Consider the following 19,592-nt stretch of genomic DNA (forward strand, 5'->3'; position numbering starts at 1 on the left):
CGGGACGCAGAGGCCGCAGGTTCAAATCCTGTCAACCCGACCAGAAAAGTGCAGGCCAGACGTTCGCGTCTGGCCTTTTTCTTGCCCGCCTCAGGCAAAACCGCATTTCAGGGTTCAATCAGGGTTCAATCGTTTGGGGTATCATTGTTGGATCAACCGCGCCAAAGCAAAGACCTCTCTCTTGTTGTCATCAAAACAGCCCGATCAATTGCGATAAATCCGGCAGTTGCGCTTATCTTGCCCCCTCAATTGCACTTAAACTGGCATTCAGCCGCGACGTTAATCACGGGTTGTTCGACAAGCAGTGCTGAAAGCCTATGAGAGGAAGATTCCTTGCGCTCTGCAATAACGTCGTTCCAGCGATTGAGGATCTCGTCAACATCAGACGAGATGCGTGTTCCGACCACTACGGCAAGCTCAAGTACGTCGGTCAAGCTCGTCACTATCGGCTCGATTTCCCCTTCGTGATACGAATCGAGCGCCGCCCTGTACGAGTCGGTGTTATGAAGAATACCGACCGAAATTGGCAGCGTTGAATAGAGCAACAACTCGTCACGCGCTAAAACACGATGCAGCAAGGCCCGTCCGGTTCTGCCGTTGTCATCGGTGAAGGGATGGATCGTTTCGAACTGAGCGTGGAATAGGGCAGTTTTGATGATGCTTATTACTTCGCCTCGTTCGCCCAAGGCTATCAGGTTTTGGAGGTGCTTTTTCACCTGGCTGGCGTGTGGAGGGATAAAAAGTGCACCGCGCGGACTGAAGGGGGTACCGCCAACCAATACCCGCTCTTCGCGAAGCTCCATTTTTCATCAGAATTCGACAGAAGCGTGTCGTGAACCCGGCATATTGCGCTGACGGCGACTCGATAGGTTGGCGTTATCTTGCGTCGCTTGTTTTTGGGAATAAGCATGAGATCTTCGGCACTGCGGCTCCAATCGCAGGTTTCATATTTGATTCTCGGGAACATGTCATGCTTCGATCAAAGGAGATTCACTTCCGCAAGTATACGTCTAACGGAAGTGAAACACGATTCGCTTCCGTTAGGTTGTTGGAAGAGGAGGCGAAAAGACTTTCCTCAAGGTGACCTGCATCGCTACGCCCGCAGGAGGTATCGCGACCAAAAAGCTCTCGGAAGTGCTGCGAAGCGGGTTGGCCATGTCGCGCAAGACGCTGGCAAGCCTTGTGAAACGAGGCCGCGTGAGTGCGGCCGAGGGGCCGGATATCCTGACGGTCAAGCTTTAGGCGCGTCAAACGGTGATTGTGCGAGGTTCGCGGGGCTGAATCTGCCGGCAGGCCGCTCACCAAGATAAGCTCGCTAGCTTCCCTCTTTCGCGGTCAATTTGTCGTGAAATAGGGAAGCCTTCTTCTCACGAGGCGGTATTTGAGGTAATATACGCAGAGTTGTCGACCACCGAACTGAAGGGATGTAACTTTTAAGGAGCATCCCTTTTTTGCATAGCGTATGCTAATCTGGCGGGGTTAGAGTGGTCGAGGTGCAAAGGCACGTGCATTTCGCACGACAAACTTGGAGGAACGAATGAAAATCTTGGGTATGGGAATGCCGGAGCTGCTTATTATCTTGGCAGTCATCCTGTTGATCTTCGGGCCGAAGAACCTTCCGAAGCTCGGCGGCGCAATCGGCAAGACCGTCAAGAACCTCCGCGACGGCATGGGTGGCCCCAAGAAGGCCATCGACGAAGCCGAGGACGAGGAAGAAGACGGCGAAGAAGAGGTCGTTGAGGAAGTCGTAGAGGAGAAGCCGGTCCGCAAGACGACGACGGCTGCCAAGAAAACGACGACTACGGCGGCAAAGAAGAAGGCCGAATAGCACGCGGAATCGAAGCAGTCTGCGGTATGCGCTGACGGCTTGGCCGAGCGCATGCCGCTTTTTTGTATATCGGGCGGCCTTCGGGCCTGCACCTCCGCTTAACAGTCACTGAAACTGCGCGCTTGGCAACCGAGCGCGCCTGTTGTATGTTATGGACAGGTGAGACAGCAATGGCGAATGACAATTTTATTCTTACGCAAGAAGGCAAAGTCAAGCTCGAGGAAGAATTGCACTACCTCGAGACCGAGAAGCGCGCAGAGATGGGCGAGCGCATCAAGACCGCGCGCGAGTTCGGCGATATCTCGGAGAACTCCGAGTACGACGACGCGAAGAACGAGCAGGGCATGGTGGAGGCGCGTATCGCCGAGATCAGCCGTATCCTCTCGGAGGCCACGGTCGTCACGGCGCCGAAGCGTTCGAACAAAGTGAACATCGGCAGTGTGGTCACCGTGGACATGGGCGGCAAAGAGCGCGTGTTCACCATCGTGGGCGGCGCGGAAAGCGATGCCGCAGCCGGCAAGATCAGCAACGAGTCGCCCGTCGGGTCGGCATTGCTGGGCCACAAGAAGGGCGATGTTGTCGAGACGACCGGGCCTACCGGGCGCGATATCGTCATGACTATCGTGAAGATCGAGCACTAAATGAGCGACACCACCGAACAGACTATCGAAGATGATCCCATCGCGGTGCGGCTTGCCAAGCGCGAAGCGCTTATCGCGGCGGGCGAGAACCCCTATGGAAACGCGTTCGCCTACTCGCACCATCTGGGCGATTTGGTCGTGCAGTACGCCGAGCTGGCCGACGGCGAGAGCACCGAAGACGAGGTGCAGGTGGCCGGCCGCGTCATGGCCAAGCGCGACCAGGGCAAGCTCGCCTTCCTCGAGCTTCGCGACTCCACGGCCGATATGCAGCTGTTCTGCCGCATCAACGCGCTTGGCGAAGACGAGTTCGCGAAGCTCAAGGACCTCGACGTGGGCGACTGGATCGGCGTGTCGGGCACCATGATGCGCACGAAGCGCGGTCAGCTGTCCGTGTCGGTGCAGTCCTTCGAGCTTTTGAGCAAGTCGCTGCGCCCGCTGCCTGAGAAGTTCCACGGCTTGGCTGACAAAGAGACGCGCTATCGTCAGCGCTATATCGACCTGGTCATGAACCCCGAGGTGAAGAGCACGTTCGAGAAGCGTTTCAAGATCGTCGCGGCCATCCGTCGCTACATGGAGGATCAGGGCTTCTACGAGGTGGAAACGCCTATCCTACATCCCATCCTGGGCGGCGCGAACGCACGTCCGTTCGAGACGCACCATAACGCGCTCGACCGCGAGTATTACCTGCGCATCGCCACCGAGCTGCACTTGAAGCGCCTTATCGTGGGCGGCTTCGAGAAGGTGTTCGAGATCGGGCGCCAGTTCCGCAACGAGGGCATGGACCCGTACCACAACCCCGAGTTCACCACGATGGAGTTCTATCAGGCGTTCAGCGATCTTGAAGGCATGATGGAGCTTACGCAGGGCGTCGTGCAGGCGGCAGCGCTCGCCTCGATTGGCACGCTGCAGGTCGAGTACCAGGGCACGGCGGTTGACCTGAGCGGCACGTGGCGCCGCGCGACCATGATCGAGCTGGCAAGTGCCGGTGCGGGCGAGGACGTGAGCTTCGAGCGCACGCGCGACGAGCTGGTGAGCATCCTCGAGCGCAACGGGGGCCATGCGGAGGCCGCCTGGGGCAAGGGCAAGCTTATTGCCGAGGTATTCGAGGCAGTGGCCGAGGAGAAGCTCATCCAGCCGACGTTCGTGACGGAGCATCCCCTCGAGGTGTCGCCGCTGGCCAAGAAGAAGGCCGGCGATCCGAACCTCACCGAACGCTTCGAGCTGTTCGTTTGCGGTCATGAGTACGCCAACGCCTTCGGCGAGCTGAACGACCCGGTCGACCAGGCCGAACGCTTCCGCGCGCAGGTGGAGGCCAAGGATATGGGCGACGACGAGGCTATGGGCTACGACGACGACTACGTGCGCGCGCTCGAGTACGGCATGCCTCCGGCGGGCGGGTGCGGCATCGGCATCGACCGCTTGGTCATGCTGCTCACCGACGCTCCCTCCATCCGCGACGTGCTGCTGTTCCCGCACATGAGGGACGAAGCGCGAAACTGACGGTCACGACGAGGGCATCCGAAATCCGGATGCCCTCGCTGGTTGAGGGGCTCGAAAGACCTGGATGCCCTCGCTGGTTGAGGGGCTCGAAAGACCTGGATGTCGCCTCGGCGGGTGTGCGATCCTTATCGGAGAGGGCGTCGGAGGGGGTTTGCGGGAAAGCTGCCCGCGTTGTTCGTGCCATGCGGATGCGGTGCCGTCCCCGTAATGGCGAGTGATAGTCCGTGCGTTCTCGTGTGGAACTCGTGACAAGCAGGTATCGAATTAGCACTCGATTAACAAGAGTGCTAGCATGTAGGTGAAACACTACTGAAGCTCCGCGAGAATCGAGGCTTACATGTCTTTTGAGAAGTTTACCGACAAAGCGCGCAAGGTGCTTGTCCTGGCTCAGGACGAGGCTCGCACGCTGCATCAGCCCTACGTAGGCACCGAGCATATCCTGCTCGGCCTTATACAGGAGAAGGACGGCCTGGCGGCCCAGGCGCTCGACCGCCTGAATGTGAAGTACGACGCGGTCGTGCAGGCCATCCGCCAGGTCGTCTCCATTGACGAGGATACCGACGTGTCCGGCCACCTATCTTTCACGCCACGGGTGAAGCGCGTGCTGGAGAACTCCCTGCGTGAGGCCATGCAGATGGGTCAATCCTATATCTCCACCGAGCACTTGCTGCTCGGCATCGTGCGCGAGGGCGACGGCACGGCACTCGAGGTGCTCACGCGCCTGAACGTGTCCGGCGACAACGTGCGCAGCGCACTCAACGACCTGGTGGGGCAAAGCCCGGTCTACGCTGGCCGCAACGCGTTCGACCAGGGCAACAATGCGGGCGACAGCGTGCTGAAGGAGTTCGGCACCGACCTTACCCAAAAGGCGCGCGACGGCAAGCTCGACCCGGTCATCGGCCGTGCGGGCGAGATCGAGCGCGTCATGCAGGTGCTCTCCCGCCGCCAGAAGAACAACCCGCTGCTCATCGGCGAGCCGGGCGTGGGCAAAACGGCCGTAGCCGAGGGCTTGGCCCAGCTGATCGTGTCCAACCAGGTGCCCGACATCCTGCGCGGCAAGCGCCTGTTCACACTGGACGTGAGCGCGCTCGTGGCTGGTTCGAAGTACCGCGGTGAGTTTGAAGAGCGCCTGAAGAAGTGCATTAAGGAAGTGATGGATTCAGGCGACATCATCCTGTTCATCGACGAGATGCACACGCTTATCGGTGCGGGTTCGGCCGAAGGCTCTATCGACGCTGCCGCCATCCTGAAGCCGCCGCTGTCCCGCGGTGAGATCCAGGTGATCGGCGCTACTACTATCGAAGAGTACCGCAAGCACCTGGAGAAGGACACCGCGCTGGAGCGCCGCTTCCAGCCCATCACCGTGGGCGAGCCTAACGAGGAGCAGACAGTGCGCATCATGGAGGGTCTGCGCGACCGCTATGAGGCGCATCACCAGGTGAAATTCTCCGACGACGCGCTGCAGGCCGCCGTTTCACTGGCCAGCCGCTACATCCAGGACCGCTTCTTGCCCGACAAGGCCATCGATGTGATGGACGAGGCGGGCGCGCGCATGCGCATCCGCAACATGACGCTGCCGCCCGAGTTACGCGAGCTTGACGACGAACTGCGCCGCGTGCGCGGCGAGAAGGACGGCGCCATCGCCGCCCAGGACTTCGAGCGCGCTGCAACCCTGCGCGACCAAGAGGCCCAGCTGAAAGAAAAGCGCGAGACGGCCGAGAAGGACTGGGAGGAAACCGCCCAGAAAACCGTCCACCAGGTGACGGTCGAGGATATCGCCGACGTGGTGTCCATGACCACGGGCGTTCCTGTGTCGAACCTGACCGAGGCGGAGACCGAGAAGCTGCTGCGCATGGAAGGCGTGCTGCATGAGCGCGTCGTGGGCCAGGACGAAGCGGTTACGGCGCTGTCGAAGGCCATCCGCCGCTCCCGTAGCGGTCTTAAGGACCCCAAGCGCCCTGCCGGCTCGTTCATCTTCCTCGGCCCGTCGGGTGTTGGCAAGACCGAGCTTTCCAAGGCGCTCGCTGCGTTCCTATTCAACTCGGAGGACGCGCTGTTGTCCTTCGACATGTCGGAGTACATGGAGAAGCACTCGGTCAGCCGTCTGGTAGGCAGCCCTCCGGGCTATGTGGGCTTCGACGAGGGCGGCCAGCTGACGAAGGCTGTGCGTCAGCGCCCTTACTCGGTTGTGCTGTTCGACGAGATCGAGAAGGCGCACCCCGACGTGTTCAACATTCTGCTCCAGATTCTGGAGGAGGGACGCTTGACGGACGCGCAGGGCCGTACGGTAGACTTCCGCAACGCGGTCATCATCATGACCTCGAACGTGGGAGCACGCGAGATCGCGCAGCCGGCGACGCTGGGCTTCTCGACCGACGACCATGCGGGGCTCTCTGACAAGGAGATTAAAAGCCGCGTCATGTCCGAGATGAAGAAGCTGTTCAGGCCCGAGTTCTTGAACCGTATCGACGAGATCATCGTGTTTAAGTCCTTGAATGCCGAGCAGATCGCCCAGATCGTGAAGCTGATGGTGGCGGATCTGCGCGAGCGTCTGATCGCGCAGAACATGTCCATCAATCTGACCGATGCGGCGTGCAAGCTGGTGGCCAAAGAAGGCACCGATACCGCATTCGGCGCCCGTCCGCTGCGCCGGGCTATCCAGCGTCTGCTGGAAGATCCGCTGTCCGAGGATATCCTCGAGGGCAAGTGGACGACCGGTTCTATCATCGACGTGGACGCGGTTGACGGCGAGTTGGTGTTCACCCAGGGTTCAGGGGCTATCCCCGAGCCCCGGAAACGTGATAGCATAGCACGGGAAGCCGAACTGCTGCTGACGAACTACGATCTGGGCCATGCCGGAGTTTCTTCGGGCGGCGGGTCGGTGTCGGGCGGTGCGGCCGACTAACGGGCGCACGATGTGATCGAACGGGCATCGCGTAGGCGATGCCCGTTTTCTCGGTAGGGCAACGAAGGATACTCCATGTCTCAAACGATTGACCCCATTTTCTCGTCGGAAGTGCTTCCGGTGCCGGTGCTTACGGAAGACGGCTTCGACTTCGATGCGCTTTCTCAGTCGCTACATGGGCTGAAGGGCGAGGTTGACAAGAATCCCAAGACGGCGGCCATCATCCTGGCGGGTGGCACGGGGGAGCGGTTCGGCAAGGAAGGCGGCAAACAGCTGGTGGAAATCGCCGGCAAGCCCATCCTTACCTGGTCGGCCGAAGCATTCGACGCGGTGGGCGATATCGGCCTCATCGTGATCGTGTGCCCGGAGGACCGCTGCTCGGAGTATTTGAAGTGTGCTATCGATCCGTTCCCGTTCGTCACGCCTATCGTCGTGGCCTCCTCGGGTCCTAGTCGTCAGGAATCGGCGTTCTCGGGTTTGGAATTCGTACCCGACGAGTACGAGTACGTCATCCTGCACGATGGCGCCCGCCCGCTGATCTCACCTGACCTTATCGCGCACACTATCGCCACGCTGAAGGGAAACATCGACTGCGACGGTGCCGTCGTGGCTCATCCGGCGGTTGACACCCTCAAGGTGGTGGAAAACGGCGTTATCGTGGGCACGCCCGACCGGCGCGTGTTCTGGAATGCCCAGACGCCGCAGGTATTCCGCGCGGGCATCTATCGCCGCGCCCACGCCTCGGCGCTCTCCGACGGTTTTGTGGGAACCGACGATTCGGCTCTGATCGAGCGCTTGGGCGGCCGTGTGCTGGTGGTGGAGGGCAAGCGCGACAATATTAAGCTCACCGTGCCTGAAGATTACCTGATGCTGGCTGCGGCAGTGCGCGCGATCTACCTGAAGGATCTCGAGCGATGACAGGCCTCGAGCCTTCCTCGTTCGACCCCACGCGCCTGCGCATCGGGCAAGGCTATGACGTACATGCCTTCGCCGAGGGTCGCAGGCTTGTCCTCGGCGGCGTGGACATCCCCCACGTGCGCGGCCTGCTGGGGCATTCCGATGCCGATGTGCTGGCTCACGCCATATCCGACGCACTGCTCGGCGGCGTGCGCGGCGGCGATATCGGCAGGCTCTTTCCCGATACCGACCCGGCGTACAAAGATGCCGACTCGCTGGTCCTGCTGGCTGCGGTAGCCGCCTTCGTGCGGAGCCAAGGATACGAGATTCTCGACGTCGACAGCGTCGTCGCAGCCCAGGCACCAAAACTATCTCCCTATCGCGAAGCCATGCGCCAGAACCTAGCTACCGCGATGGGTGTTTCCGTCGACAACGTCGGCGTGAAAGCCACCACCACCGAGCACCTCGGTTTCGAAGGCCGCGAAGAGGGTATCTCTGCCACCGCTGCCTGCCTTCTCTGTCGATGTAAGTAGCGCCAAGTCTGCGACCGCCGAAGAACGGGCGGCCCTGTGCTACAATTCTGCATCGAAAGAGACGGGACATTCATGAATATATTCAAAACTATGGGGGAAGATATACGGGCGGTCAAAGAGCGCGACCCCGCAGCTCAGGGCTCGTTCATCATCTGGCTTACCTATCCGGGTCTGCATGCGCGCTGGTCGCATGTGATCGAGCATTTCCTATGGAATCACGGATGGTGCCGGCTTGCTCGCGTCTCTTCCCAGTTCACCCGCTTTATGACGGGTGTGGAGATACATCCGGGTGCCGTGATCGGCCGACGTTTCTTCATCGATCATGCCATGGCCGTCATCATCGGCGAGACCACGGTCATCGGCGATGATGTGACGTTGTACCAAGGGGTCACACTTGGCGGTACGGGCAAGGAGACCGGCAAGCGACATCCCACGTTGCAAGATAACGTGCTGGTGGGTGTCGGCGCGTCGGTGCTGGGCAACATCGTGGTGGGCGAGAACTCGAAGGTGGGCGGCGGCGCGGTCGTAGTCTGCGACGTTCCCCCCAACTCGACCGTCGTGGGCATTCCTGGACGCGTCGTCATGCGCGATGGCATGCGCGTCGAGAGCGAGAAAAAAGACGCGGAGCTGCATAAGGAGAACCTGCCCGACCCCATCGAGGAGCAGTGCGACAACCTCTGCGAGCGCCTTGAGGTGCTTGAGCGGGAGATGGCGGCATTGCGGGAGAGAAGCGCGTAAGCACGGCGAATTTGAAACGGATGTGCGACGGAGGGCCGCCGTAGCCGCAGGCGACGGGGATCGTCGTCGCACGATAGACGGGACGTGAGGATATGATCAGGCTCTACAACACGAAAACGCGCAGCAAGGTGGATTTCGAGTCGCTGACGCGTGGCAAGGTGGGCATGTACGTATGCGGGCCGACCGTGTACAACTACATCCATATCGGCAACGCGCGCACGTTCATGTCGTTTGACATCGTGCGCCGCTACCTGTTGTGGCGTGGGTTCGACGTGACGTTCGTCCAGAACGTCACCGATGTGGACGACAAGATCATCAACAAGGCGAACGAGGAAGGCCGCAGTGCTTCCGAAGTGGCCACCGAGTACACTGAGGCGTTCATCGCCGACATGCGTGCTGCCGGCGTGATGGACCCCGACATCCGCCCCAAGGCTACCGAAGAGATTCCCGAGATGATCGAGCTTATCGAGGAGCTTATCGAGAGTGGGCACGCCTATGCGGTGGAGGGCGATGTGTACTTCAACGTACGCTCGTACGCAGCATACGGCGAGCTTTCCGGGCGCAACGTGGACGAGATGGAGAGCGGGCACCGCGAACTGCGAGCCGATGGTGCCGGCCTCGAGGACCGCAAGCGCGATCCGCTGGATTTCGCCGTATGGAAGGCCGCCAAGCCCGGCGAGCCGTCGTGGGCCTCTCCTTGGGGCGAGGGCCGTCCGGGATGGCATATCGAGTGCTCGGCCATGTCGCGCAAGTACCTGGGGCTGCCCTTCGACATCCATGGCGGTGGTGCCGACCTGGTGTTTCCTCACCATGAGAACGAACGGGCCCAGAGCGAGGCGGCGTGTGGCTGCACGTTTGCGAACTACTGGATGCATGGCGGCATGCTGCAGGTCAACTCTGAGAAGATGAGCAAGTCGCTGGGCAACTTCAAGCTGCTGCGCGACGTGCTGGAAACGGTCGATGCGGACACGCTGCGCTTCCTTATGCTGCAGACGCACTACCGCAGCCCGCTGGACTTCTCCGACGAGCGCTTGGCTGAAGCCGGAGCGGCGCTCGGGCGCATCAGGAACGCGGTGAAGAACCTGGACTGGCTGGTGGAGAATGCTGCCGACGCGCCGTCGCCGCTGGACCTGCGTGCGCTGATGGAGCGCACGCGCGAGGCCAAGATGGCGTTCATTTTGGCTATGGACGACGACTTCAACACCTGCAAAGCGCTCGGCGCGGTGTTCGACTTCATCGCCGAGGTCAATGCGCAGACGGCGGGCAAGACCATCTCGCTGTCCGATGTGCCGCCGGTGCGCGATGCTCGCGAGCTGATCGTGGGGCTGATGGGCGTGTTCGGTATCGAGGTGGCCACGGCCGGCGACGCCGATACGGCGGGGGCGGACTATCCTGCCGAAGTCGTGGCGCTGGCCGCCGACATCGCCGGCTTTGACGGCTCGGATGCGGCGCTTGCGGTGGGTGCGCTGCTTGACGCGCGCGCCGATGCGCGTGCCTCGAAGGACTGGGCGCGCGCCGATGCGGTGCGCGACGGCCTGGGAGCCCTGGGCTTCGTGATCGAGGATACGCCGCAGGGTGCCCGTGTCGCTTTCGAAGGGTAAGCGGTTGCGGACTTCGGATGCTCCTGAACTACTGGCGCCCGCTGGAGGGCGGGCGCAGCTTGAGGCGGCGGTTCGATTCGGTGCGGATGCCGTGTACCTGGCATGCGACCGTTTCGGCATGCGGCAGCGGGCCGAGAACTTCTCGCTGGACGATCTTCCCGGTGCGGTGGCCTTTGCGCACGCGCACGGAGCGGCGGTGCACGTGGCGCTGAACACCTCCATGGACGCCGACGATTTGGCGACGCTGCCTGCCTACTGCGAGGTGTTGGCTGCCGCGAAGGCCGACGCGTTCATCGTGGGCGATCTGGGTGCGCTGCGCGTGGCGCAGCGGTACGCGCCGGGTGTCGAGCTGCATGCGAGCACGCAAGCCAACGTGTGCAATGCCGAGGCGGCGCGCGTTTGGCACGAGCTGGGGGCCCGTCGCGTCGTGTGCGCGCGGGAGATGAGCATTGCCGAGATAGCGCGCCTGCGCGCCGATACGCCAGCCGACTTGGAGATCGAGGCGTTCGTGCACGGTGCCCTCTGTATGGCCGTGTCGGGACGCTGTCTGCTCAGTTCGGTCATGGCGGGGCGCTCGGCCAACAAGGGCCACTGCACGCAGCCGTGCCGCTGGAGCTATGCCCTCGTGGAGGAGAAGCGTCCAGGCGAGTTCATCCCTATCGAGGAAGACGTGCGGGGTACCTACGTCATGAGCGCGCAGGACCTGTGCATGATCGAGCATCTGGACGATCTGGCGGCGGCGGGCGTGGGCTCGTTCAAGATAGAAGGACGCAACAAGAAGGCCTTCTACGCGGCCACCGTCGTGCATGCTTACCGCTCGGTTCTGGACGGTGCCGATCCTGCGACGGTTGCCGGCGATTTGCGCGCCGTGTCGCATCGTCCCTATAGCACGGGGTTTTACTACGGCATGGCGCAGCAGTCTTCCGAGCTCGACGGCTACTTGAAAGAGTGCCTGCATGCGGCAACGGTGCAATCCTGCGTGCCAGCAGGGGACGGCACCTGGCGTGTGGCAGCTGCGTGCTTCAACCGTTTTAGCGAGGGCGACCGGCTGGAAGTGCTCTCGCCGCTTCGCGCGATCCAATCCGTGCAGGTGCGCAACCTGGCATGGCTTCCCGCACCCGACGAGATCGATCCGCATCCGGTGCCGGTTGCCGTGGCGGTGGCGAACCGGTCGGCTGCAACGTATTCGTTTCTGGCAGATGCCCCCCTGGAACCCGGCGATTTCCTGCGCATACGCATCGAGTCCTAGGCACGTGCACGCGTCCTTTTGCCTTCTCGCCTGACGGGGTGGCAGGTTCGGACATCGGTCGGTCGGAGCAGCGCCGCTTTCTTGGGGCGGTCGATGCTCATAAGGCCCCCTGGCTTCGCCGAGGGATTGTTACTATTATCGAATAGATAATCATCTATGCCGAAGCGATGGATTGCTGCTAATCAGCCGTAACGGCTCTCGCGCTTCCGCGCGCTACACTTGAGCGCATCAGAGAAGCGTGGAGGCAGCCTGGCCTGCCTCTCGGAAAAGCGAGGTGCCTTATGTCCCATTCCGCTTATCATCCCGCATCCCCTTCGCGCATGCCGCGCCGCATGCGCACGAAAGCCGGGCGTAAACTGGAGCGCGGCGGCTACCTGACCGTTGAGACGGTCACACTGTGGGTCGTGTATGCGCTCACCATTTTAGGCAACGCGCTCATTGAGGGCGGCCAGCTTGCGGGCGCTACGTCGGCCACGATCGCCTATGCGGTGTTCACCTGGTTCACTCCGGCGGGCTACGTGTTCTCCATCTGGTCGCTTATCTATGTAGCACTCGTTGTCTGGTTGGTTGCCTACACGAAGACGGCTCCAACTCGGCCGCAGCGCTTCACGGCCACGTCGGTTTTATTTGTGGCTAGCTGTGTGCTCAACGTTGCCTGGCTGGCTATTTGGCACTTCGACCAGGTGGCTATTTCGTTTGTCGTCATCTTGGCGGAATGGGCAGTGCTGGCGGCGCTGTACCTGAACGTGCGGCGTACGGCCGCTACGCCGGCAGGGCGGGTTCCCATCGCCATCTACGCGGCATGGGTGACGGTGGCTACGATTGCAAACATGGCCATTCTCATTACGCGCGTGTTGGATGGCGGCATTGCGTTTCTGAACGGACTGTCGGCCGTGGCCCTGACTGCCGGCGTTCTGGTGCTGGGCTACCTCATGTACCGGAGATTCCATGAGCTGGCCTTTCCCCTCGTGTTCTTGTGGGCTCTCATTGGTGTAGGAGTGCAGGTGGCCCAGGTGTCGATGCTCACGGCCGTGATCGTATTCGTCTTGGCGGCGGTCGGTGCCGTGCTCACGTTTGTGCCGCTTGGCAAAGTGCGGGGCATGTTGCAGGGCCGATAGGGCGTGGGGCCTCGCGCCGAAGGCCCACGGGAAGCGCAGGCATGATACTGCGATCGCACACGGCCCCGCCCTTTTGCCAGCCGGCATTTCCGGTGTTCTGCCTGTTTTGAAGGTACACCTTGCTCCTAGCGCGGGCGTTTTCGTATAATAGCTTGCATGAAAACTATCTCCTCTCTTTACGATGCAGCTCGGGCAGAAGGCCGTCAGCCGGTCTCGTTCGAGATATTCCCGCCGAAGGGCGATCTGACGTTGGAAAGCGCCCATGAGGTAGCGGCCCGGTTGGCCCCGCTACTGCCCGACTTCATCAGCGTGACGTACTCTGCGGGAGGCAGTGGGAACGGCCGGGCGACAGCCGATATTGCGGCTATGATCCATGATGATTTCGATCTGCCGACGGTGGCTCATCTTACCTGCATGGGTGCGACCGAGGAGTCGTTGGCCGTGGCGGTGGACGACCTGAAACGCAAAGGAATCGTGAACGTGCTGGCCCTTCGGGGCGATCGCGTGCCCGGTGCGGCGCCCTGCGAGGGTCCGGGTTCGTTCCGCTTTGCCAAGGACCTTATCATGCGGCTGTCTGACGAAGGGTTCTGTGTGGGTGCGGCAGCGTATCCCGAAGGCCATATCGAATGTACGGATTTCAGGGCGTCTGTGGCGCACTTGAGGCAGAAGCAGGATGCGGGGGCCTGTTTCTTCGTGACCCAGCTTTTTTTCGACAACGCGTATTTCTACCGGTTCCGCGAGGCGGCTCGGGCGTCGGGCATCAAGGTGCCCTTGGCGTGCGGCATCATGCCGTTTCTGGGGAAGGCGCAGATCCAGCGCATGGTGTTCATGTGCGGCGCGTCGCTGCCTTCGGGCATCATCAAGCTGTTGGCCAAATACGAGGACGATCCTGCGTCCTTGCGCGCAGCGGGTATCGAGTATGCCTGCGAGCAGTTGGCCGATCTGCAGGAGAACGGTGTAGACGGACTGCATGTCTACACGATGAACCAGCCTGATATCGCACGCGCCTGCACTGACGCCCTGCGCGCGTCTTGGTCGGGCGTGCGGCTGTGACGAGCGGAAACCTGCACGTCGACCGCGCCGAAGCTCTTCGCTACCTTGGCTATGCGGGCCAGGTGCTCGACGAGGACCTGGCCATGCGCTTCGACGATGCGGTAGAGGCCTGCGAGCGGGGCGTGGTGCCCCGGTGCGCACACGCCTCGTTTGCCCTCGACCCCGCTCGCTCTCAGGAGGGGCGCCTTGCGCTGAAAGGCTGCGGCCTGGTGATGGAGGGGAGCGCTATTGCCCGTCATCTGGAAGGCGCGTGCGGGGTTGTGCTTATGGCGTGCACGCTCGGCGAGGCCTGCGAGCGCGAGCTGCGCCGCCGCGTGGCGACGAGCCCGACCGATGCGCTCCTCTACGATGCCGCCGCTTCGGCGTTGGTGGAGGCGGCAGCCGATGCCGAGGAGGCGTGCATCGTGGAAGAAGCTGCCGCGCTTGGGCTGCACGCGAACTTCCGTTACAGCCCTGGCTACGGGGACTTCCCGCTTGCTGCGCAGCCGGCCCTGCTTGCCGCCCTGCAAGCTCCCGCACGCCTAGGGCTTGCCTCCACTGAAAGCCACCTGCTGGTGCCCTCGAAGAGCGTCACGGCTGTCGTCGGCCTGTTTGTGGGCGATCCGCCGCATACCCCCGTCCTCGCAGCATGCGAGGCCTGTACGATGCAAGATCGTTGTGCGTTCAAATCCCAAGGAGGGACCTGTCATGGTTGATGTACCCCACGCAGCTTTTCCTGCCTGTCAGCCCGACGCGCTTGCCGGTCTGTCGCTGGCCGACGAGCACCTGGAGCGCGTGTTGCGCGGCCAGGATTTTCTGGTGCAGGACGGAGCCATGGGCACGCTGCTGCAGGCGCAGGGCCTGACGGCCCATGGCGAGCTTCCCGACCTGCTGAACTTCAGCGACGCTCAGGCCATCACCGCCATCCATGCTGGCTATGTGGATGCTGGCGCGGAAATGATAACCACCAACACGTTCGGAGCCAATGCCCATAAGCTGGAGGGAAGGGCCAGCGTGGCGGACGTGTACCAAGCCGCCGCCGTCAATGCCCGGGCTGCAGGTGCACGTTACGTGGCGGGAGGCCTCGGCCCTATCGGAGCGCTGCTGGAGCCGCTGGGGACACTGTCGTTCGAGGCGGCTTACGAGGTGTTTGCCGAACAGGTACGTGCGGTCGATGCCGCCGGGTGCGACATCGTGCTCATCGAGACCATGACCGATCTGCGCGAGGCAAAGGCTGCGGTGCTGGCGGCAAAAGCATACTCCAACCTGCCCATTTTCGCATCCATGACCTTCGGCGAAGATGGGCGTACGTTCTTGGGCACCTCTCCTGCGGTGGCTGCCGCGACCCTTTCGGCGCTCGGCGTGCACGTGGTGGGGGTGAACTGCTCGCTTGGCCCCGACGAGCTGCTGGGTGTAGCAGGCGAGCTGCTGCGGTTCGCTCGCTGTCCGGTGGTCGTGCGCCCCAACGCAGGCCTTCCGCGTATAGTTGACGGGCAGACGGTGTACGACGTGGGTCCTGAAGCCTTTGCTGCCACGATGGCGCGCATCGTCGACGCGGGCGTCAGCGTAGTGGGCGGTTGCTGCGGCACGACGCCCGACTATACGGCGGCCTTGGCGTCGCTGGTTGCAGGCCGTACTCCTGTTCAGCGCCGCTGTCCTTCGCCATTCGTCGTGACCAGCGCCCAGGAGGCCGTGGTGTTGCCTGACGGGCGTCCGCGCGTCGCCGTCATCGGCGAGCGCATCAACCCGACCGGCAAGCCCAAACTGAAGGCCGCGCTCGTTGCCGGCGACTACGACTATCTGGTGGGGGAGGCGGTGGCCCAGCAAGAGGCGGGAGCCGACCTATTGGATGTGAACGCAGGGCTTCCCGAATTGGATGAGCCGAGCGTGCTGGCCTGTGCGGTGGAGCGGCTGCAGGCAACGGTGACGCTGCCGTTGCAGGTGGACTCCAGCAATCCCGCCGCCCTTGAGGCTGCCGTGCGCGGCTATGCGGGCAAGCCGCTGGTGAACTCCGTGAACGGCAAGCGCGAGAGCTTGGATGCCGTGCTTCCTCTGGTAAAGAAGTACGGCTGCGCGGTGGTGGGCCTGACGTTGGACGAGGACGGCATCCCGCCGACGGCCGAGGGCCGTCTGGCCGTTGCCGAGCGTATCGTGGCTGCCGCCGAGGCACGGGGCATCCCGCGCAGCGATGTGGCTATCGATTGTCTGGTTATGGCGGCGGCCACGAACCAAGACGAGCTGCCTGAGATACTGCGCGCCGTAAGCCTGGTGAAGGAGCGTTTGGGCGTGCGTACCGTGCTGGGCGTGTCGAATGTAAGCTTCGGCATGCCGCAGCGCAGCCTCCTGAACGCCACGTTCCTGGCTGCCGCATTCGGTGCGGGCCTGGATATGCCCATCTTGAACCCGCTCTCGGCGCGCTACCGCGATACCGTGGCCGCCTTCAAGGTGCTGAACGGCCAGGACGAGGGGGCGGCGTCCTATCTTGAGCAGGCCGTTGGAATGCCCGACCCTTACGCTGCTACGGGCGTCGGTGCCGCTACTTCCGGCTGCTCCCGGGCAGAGGCTGTAGGCTCCGGCACGGTAGCGGTTGGCGACGCCGCCCTATCCCTTGTCCAGGCGGCTAGCTCCGATGCCATCCCCATCCCGCCTCCCCTGGCTCCCGTTGCCGACGAGGTGCGTGCGGTGGAGCGCCTTATCCTCACGGGCCGCAAGGGGGCTATGCCTGCTGCTACTGAGGCCCTGCTCGCCTCGTGCGACGCCCTCGATCTCATCGACGGCGTGTTCATTCCCGTCCTTGATGCCGTCGGTGCGAAGTTCGAACGTGGTGAGTTCTTCCTCCCCCAGCTCATGGCTTCGGCTGAGGCGGTCAAAGCCGGGTTCGATGTAGTGCGCGCGCAAGCGGGTGAGGCGGCTGCGGTGGACGGCGGCCAGGCCATCGTGCTGGCCACCGTGAAAGGCGACATCCACGATATCGGCAAGAACATCGTGAAGATGCTGCTGGAGAACTACGGCTATCAGGTGGTCGACCTCGGGCGGGACGTGGAGCCCCAGCAGGTGGTCGATGCGGTGCGCGAGCGAGGTGTACGCCTCGTAGGCCTCTCGGCGCTCATGACCACGACGGTGAAGGCCATGGAGCAGACGATCGCTCTTTTGCACGAGCAGGTGCCCGGTACCGCCGTGTTCGTGGGCGGCGCGGTGCTCACGCCCGAGTACGCCGCTTCCATCGGCGCGGACTACTACGGCAAGGATGCTGCCGAGGCTGCCCGCATAGCCGAGCGCTTCTTTGCCGAACATCCCTAGTGGTGCCGTCGTAGGCCCTTCTCGCCTTATCGAAACGGGTTCGGCGAGGCGGGGGAAGGTCGCGGCGCGCCTTACAGGAAGGCAGCCTCGAAAACTTAGCGTGAAGCTTTCGAAATCGTAGAGGTTTGCGGATGCGCGGCGCGGTGCTTCTTGTTATTATGGATGCCAAGGTTAATCCCGAAGAAAGGGGTCCGCTATGGGAACGAAAGCAGCGGAGGCGATCGAAATATCCTTCGAAGAGCTGCCGAACTACCTGCACGCCAAGCATGCGGTGTACATGGAAGTCGGCAGCGCAACGTATTACCTTACCGATGTGAACGACCGGTACTGGCGCGCGCAGGACACGACCCAGAAAAACGACAAGGACCACTACGTCGATGCGAGCGAGCTGGTATCGACAGTGAGCGAGTTCATGACGCTGCCCTTCGTGGACGGCAAGTCGATCGCAGAGGTGTTCGACGAGGCCACTTTCTACGCGTCAGAAAAAGCGGAATAATACAACAAGGACGGCCGCTCGCGCGGCCGTCCTCCATAGTAGCGGAGTGTTGCTCCCTTGTGTGTCTCCTGCCTATCTGAAGGAGACACCGACATGCGGTGCGCCCGCAAGGAGACTGTCGGTCTCGTATGCCTCGACGGGTCCGTCGGCTTGGCGACCTGCTCCTACCACTGTTGGTATGGTTCTGTTGCACCCCTGTCGGCCCGGTATCATCCTGCGAGGGCGAGTGCGGCTTGTCTTATCGTCCGGCGCGTCGCTGGGCGTCTTTGATGCCGCGACCGTTTTTGGCGAAACTGACTCCGGCGCTGCCGGCGAATATGGCCAATACGAATGCGGTTACCAGCATGGCGATGCCGATGGCCATATTGCCCGTTTCGAATGTGCCGTTCAGCTCAAGGGCCGTCTTGCCCCAAATGACCAGCATCATCGCCGCTATGGCTGCTAACATCTTGATAAGGTCCTTGCGCCGGCTTGCCCGAAGGCGTTCCAGCTCCGCACGGGCTTTCTGCGCGCGTCCTGATGCTCCCTTGCCCATCGCGGGCCCCCTTCCTACGATTTCGCCCTCCTGCCGCCGCGGTGGTCGGCAGGAGCTGGTTTGCTAGCCGGCCGCTCGATCGATCGCCCTCTCGGCAGCCGCCAGCGCGGACTCCTCGGGATCGTTCGATGCAGGCTTTGCTGCGCGTGTGCTTCCGATTTCGTCAAGCTCGTCGATAAGGTGCTGGGCTTTGCTGCGATGCACGTTGCTGATCGGTGCGCGTCCGAATTTGGCACGATAGATCAGGTACGTGGCAAGCCCGGTGAAGAACAGACCGGCCACCGCCAGGAAAAACGATCCCAGATGTATTAAAGCCTCGACGGATTCGCCCAGTGCGAACTGTACTCCCACGTTGTACATGTTGTAGCCGCCCACGGGAATCATTACGCTGAACCCTTGTCCGGCGAAGTTCGCCAGCGCGCCCGATAGGCCGAGCGGTGCCAGCAGTGCGCCGCAGAACCATGCCGTAAGCAGTATCCATACCGGTTGGCACTTCGGCGTGATGCCCTTCACTGCCAAATACACCGTTTGGAACAGCGCGCACAGCAGCCCGCCCACGAGGAAGGCCAGCGGGAACACCAGCGCCGTCGTGTTCTTCTCGACGGTTATCAGCGGCTGTACGCCCAGCGAACCGCAGACGAATCCGAACAGTATGCTCAAGCCTGCAGCAACTGCATTGAACCAGATAACCAACCAGAGCCCCTGCCAGACCGCTTGGCCGGTGCTGGCATTCTGCTTCGTCCACGGCCCCACCATCTTCATGCCCACGGCCATGGCGAACCCCGAGAACGGCAGCAACGCCCCGAACATGCCCCACTTCTCCACCAACTGGTAGACGGCGAAGCCACCCAGTATGCATCCGATAACGCCCATGCTTACCAGGGTGGCACCGCCGATGAAGAACTGCATGGGCGTACCGGTAAGCACCTGCGTCCATATGGTTACCAAGGCCTGGGCGGACAGTGCCAGCACCCCGCCTATCAAAAAGCTGTATATCACCGTCTTGTAGGCTTTCATCAATACATCCCCTTCTTACGTTGCGAGCGCGAAAGCGCGAGACGCCGCTATTGTACCGAGCGTGCTTGCGCTCGCATCGTCCCCTGCGTACGAGGGCCGAGGTGATTTTCCTCATGCAGGGGGATGAAACGTGGGGAGAAGCGCCTCGTGGGGAGAAGCGCCTCGTGGGGAGAAGCGCCTCGTGTGGTGAAGCGTCTCGTGT

Annotated in this window: 18 protein-coding genes; 15 read left to right on the forward strand and 3 right to left on the reverse strand. The window is 62.2% G+C overall.

Features of this window, described 5'->3' with window-relative positions; translation table 11 throughout:
• Positions 1-245: 245 nt before the first annotated feature.
• Positions 246-803: a Fic family protein gene (locus RR842_RS00005; RefSeq protein WP_332721812.1), complete on the reverse strand. Its 558-nt coding sequence runs from the start codon at positions 801-803 to the stop codon at positions 246-248.
• A 277-nt stretch (positions 804-1,080) separates the two neighbouring features.
• Here RR842_RS00005 and RR842_RS00010 point away from each other — a divergent pair, with 277 nt between their 5' ends.
• The 15 genes from RR842_RS00010 (at position 1,081) to RR842_RS00080 (ending at position 17,838) form a co-directional block, all read left to right on the forward strand.
• A complete protein-coding gene (locus RR842_RS00010) occupies positions 1,081-1,242 on the forward strand; it encodes a hypothetical protein (protein WP_332521964.1) in 162 nt (53 codons plus the stop codon).
• A gap of 295 nt (positions 1,243-1,537) precedes the next feature.
• A complete protein-coding gene (locus RR842_RS00015) occupies positions 1,538-1,828 on the forward strand; it encodes a twin-arginine translocase TatA/TatE family subunit (protein WP_332512506.1) in 291 nt (96 codons plus the stop codon).
• Positions 1,829-1,998: 170 nt separating this feature from the next.
• On the forward strand, positions 1,999-2,469 hold the full coding sequence (greA, locus tag RR842_RS00020) for a transcription elongation factor GreA (RefSeq protein ID WP_332512505.1): 471 nt from the start codon (positions 1,999-2,001) through the stop codon (positions 2,467-2,469).
• Positions 2,470-3,969, forward strand: a complete 1,500-nt coding sequence (gene lysS, locus RR842_RS00025; RefSeq protein WP_332512503.1) for a lysine--tRNA ligase — start codon at positions 2,470-2,472, stop codon at positions 3,967-3,969.
• Between the two features lie 337 nt (positions 3,970-4,306).
• Positions 4,307-6,874: an ATP-dependent Clp protease ATP-binding subunit gene (locus tag RR842_RS00030; RefSeq protein ID WP_332512501.1), complete on the forward strand. Its 2,568-nt coding sequence runs from the start codon at positions 4,307-4,309 to the stop codon at positions 6,872-6,874.
• Positions 6,875-6,949: 75 nt separating this feature from the next.
• Positions 6,950-7,792, forward strand: a complete 843-nt coding sequence (ispD, locus tag RR842_RS00035) for a 2-C-methyl-D-erythritol 4-phosphate cytidylyltransferase (RefSeq protein ID WP_332512499.1) — start codon at positions 6,950-6,952, stop codon at positions 7,790-7,792.
• Positions 7,789-8,304, forward strand: coding sequence for a 2-C-methyl-D-erythritol 2,4-cyclodiphosphate synthase (gene ispF / locus RR842_RS00040; RefSeq protein ID WP_332728754.1), 516 nt, complete (start codon positions 7,789-7,791; stop codon positions 8,302-8,304). The genes ispD and ispF overlap by 4 nt, the downstream gene beginning before the upstream one ends.
• A gap of 78 nt (positions 8,305-8,382) precedes the next feature.
• Positions 8,383-9,042 (forward strand): serine O-acetyltransferase, encoded by a 660-nt coding sequence (cysE, locus tag RR842_RS00045; RefSeq protein WP_332518133.1) that lies wholly within the window; start codon positions 8,383-8,385, stop codon positions 9,040-9,042.
• A gap of 92 nt (positions 9,043-9,134) precedes the next feature.
• A complete protein-coding gene (cysS, locus tag RR842_RS00050; RefSeq protein WP_332728755.1) occupies positions 9,135-10,643 on the forward strand; it encodes a cysteine--tRNA ligase in 1,509 nt (502 codons plus the stop codon).
• The gene (locus RR842_RS00055; protein ID WP_332565191.1) at positions 10,618-11,892 is read left to right on the forward strand and encodes a U32 family peptidase; all 1,275 of its coding nucleotides are present in this window, start codon (positions 10,618-10,620) and stop codon (positions 11,890-11,892) included. The genes cysS and RR842_RS00055 overlap by 26 nt, the downstream gene beginning before the upstream one ends.
• Before the next feature lie 281 nt (positions 11,893-12,173).
• Positions 12,174-13,010 (forward strand): TspO/MBR family protein, encoded by an 837-nt coding sequence (locus RR842_RS00060; RefSeq protein WP_332728756.1) that lies wholly within the window; start codon positions 12,174-12,176, stop codon positions 13,008-13,010.
• Positions 13,011-13,166: 156 nt separating this feature from the next.
• Positions 13,167-14,063: a methylenetetrahydrofolate reductase gene (locus RR842_RS00065; RefSeq protein ID WP_332722564.1), complete on the forward strand. Its 897-nt coding sequence runs from the start codon at positions 13,167-13,169 to the stop codon at positions 14,061-14,063.
• On the forward strand, positions 14,060-14,758 hold the full coding sequence (locus RR842_RS00070; protein ID WP_332512488.1) for a vitamin B12 dependent methionine synthase: 699 nt from the start codon (positions 14,060-14,062) through the stop codon (positions 14,756-14,758). The genes RR842_RS00065 and RR842_RS00070 overlap by 4 nt, the downstream gene beginning before the upstream one ends.
• Positions 14,751-17,342 carry a homocysteine S-methyltransferase family protein gene (locus tag RR842_RS00075; RefSeq protein WP_332728757.1) on the forward strand — a complete coding sequence of 864 codons (2,592 nt, stop codon included), beginning with the start codon at positions 14,751-14,753 and terminating at the stop codon, positions 17,340-17,342. The genes RR842_RS00070 and RR842_RS00075 overlap by 8 nt, the downstream gene beginning before the upstream one ends.
• A 196-nt stretch (positions 17,343-17,538) precedes the next feature.
• The gene (locus RR842_RS00080; protein ID WP_332512485.1) at positions 17,539-17,838 is read left to right on the forward strand and encodes a CDP-alcohol phosphatidyltransferase; all 300 of its coding nucleotides are present in this window, start codon (positions 17,539-17,541) and stop codon (positions 17,836-17,838) included.
• A 238-nt stretch (positions 17,839-18,076) separates the two neighbouring features.
• On the opposite strand, the gene RR842_RS00085 is transcribed toward RR842_RS00080, so the two are convergent.
• Positions 18,077-18,373, reverse strand: a complete 297-nt coding sequence (locus RR842_RS00085) for a hypothetical protein (RefSeq protein ID WP_332512484.1) — start codon at positions 18,371-18,373, stop codon at positions 18,077-18,079.
• 63 nt (positions 18,374-18,436) lie between these two features.
• Positions 18,437-19,390, reverse strand: coding sequence for a SpoVA/SpoVAEb family sporulation membrane protein (locus tag RR842_RS00090; protein WP_332520952.1), 954 nt, complete (start codon positions 19,388-19,390; stop codon positions 18,437-18,439).
• Positions 19,391-19,592 lie beyond the last annotated feature (202 nt).

The organism is Gordonibacter sp. (genome assembly GCF_036667095.1).
In the GTDB taxonomy this organism is placed as follows: Bacteria; Actinomycetota; Coriobacteriia; order Coriobacteriales; family Eggerthellaceae; genus Gordonibacter.

What these genes read in the sequence shown, in the direction of transcription:
- RR842_RS00065 (WP_332722564.1), top strand. Translation starts at nt 13,167, where the DNA reads ATGAAAACTATCTCCTCTCTTTACGATGCAGCTCGGGCAGAAGGCCGT.
- RR842_RS00080 (WP_332512485.1), top strand. Translation starts at nt 17,539, where the DNA reads ATGGGAACGAAAGCAGCGGAGGCGATCGAAATATCCTTCGAAGAGCTG.
- RR842_RS00090 (WP_332520952.1), bottom strand. Translation starts at nt 19,390, where the DNA reads ATGAAAGCCTACAAGACGGTGATATACAGCTTTTTGATAGGCGGGGTG.
- ispF (WP_332728754.1), top strand. Translation starts at nt 7,789, where the DNA reads ATGACAGGCCTCGAGCCTTCCTCGTTCGACCCCACGCGCCTGCGCATC.
- RR842_RS00005 (WP_332721812.1), bottom strand. Translation starts at nt 803, where the DNA reads ATGGAGCTTCGCGAAGAGCGGGTATTGGTTGGCGGTACCCCCTTCAGT.
- ispD (WP_332512499.1), top strand. Translation starts at nt 6,950, where the DNA reads ATGTCTCAAACGATTGACCCCATTTTCTCGTCGGAAGTGCTTCCGGTG.
- cysS (WP_332728755.1), top strand. Translation starts at nt 9,135, where the DNA reads ATGATCAGGCTCTACAACACGAAAACGCGCAGCAAGGTGGATTTCGAG.
- RR842_RS00030 (WP_332512501.1), top strand. Translation starts at nt 4,307, where the DNA reads ATGTCTTTTGAGAAGTTTACCGACAAAGCGCGCAAGGTGCTTGTCCTG.
- lysS (WP_332512503.1), top strand. Translation starts at nt 2,470, where the DNA reads ATGAGCGACACCACCGAACAGACTATCGAAGATGATCCCATCGCGGTG.
- RR842_RS00060 (WP_332728756.1), top strand. Translation starts at nt 12,174, where the DNA reads ATGTCCCATTCCGCTTATCATCCCGCATCCCCTTCGCGCATGCCGCGC.
- greA (WP_332512505.1), top strand. Translation starts at nt 1,999, where the DNA reads ATGGCGAATGACAATTTTATTCTTACGCAAGAAGGCAAAGTCAAGCTC.
- RR842_RS00015 (WP_332512506.1), top strand. Translation starts at nt 1,538, where the DNA reads ATGAAAATCTTGGGTATGGGAATGCCGGAGCTGCTTATTATCTTGGCA.
- RR842_RS00075 (WP_332728757.1), top strand. Translation starts at nt 14,751, where the DNA reads ATGGTTGATGTACCCCACGCAGCTTTTCCTGCCTGTCAGCCCGACGCG.
- RR842_RS00085 (WP_332512484.1), bottom strand. Translation starts at nt 18,373, where the DNA reads ATGGGCAAGGGAGCATCAGGACGCGCGCAGAAAGCCCGTGCGGAGCTG.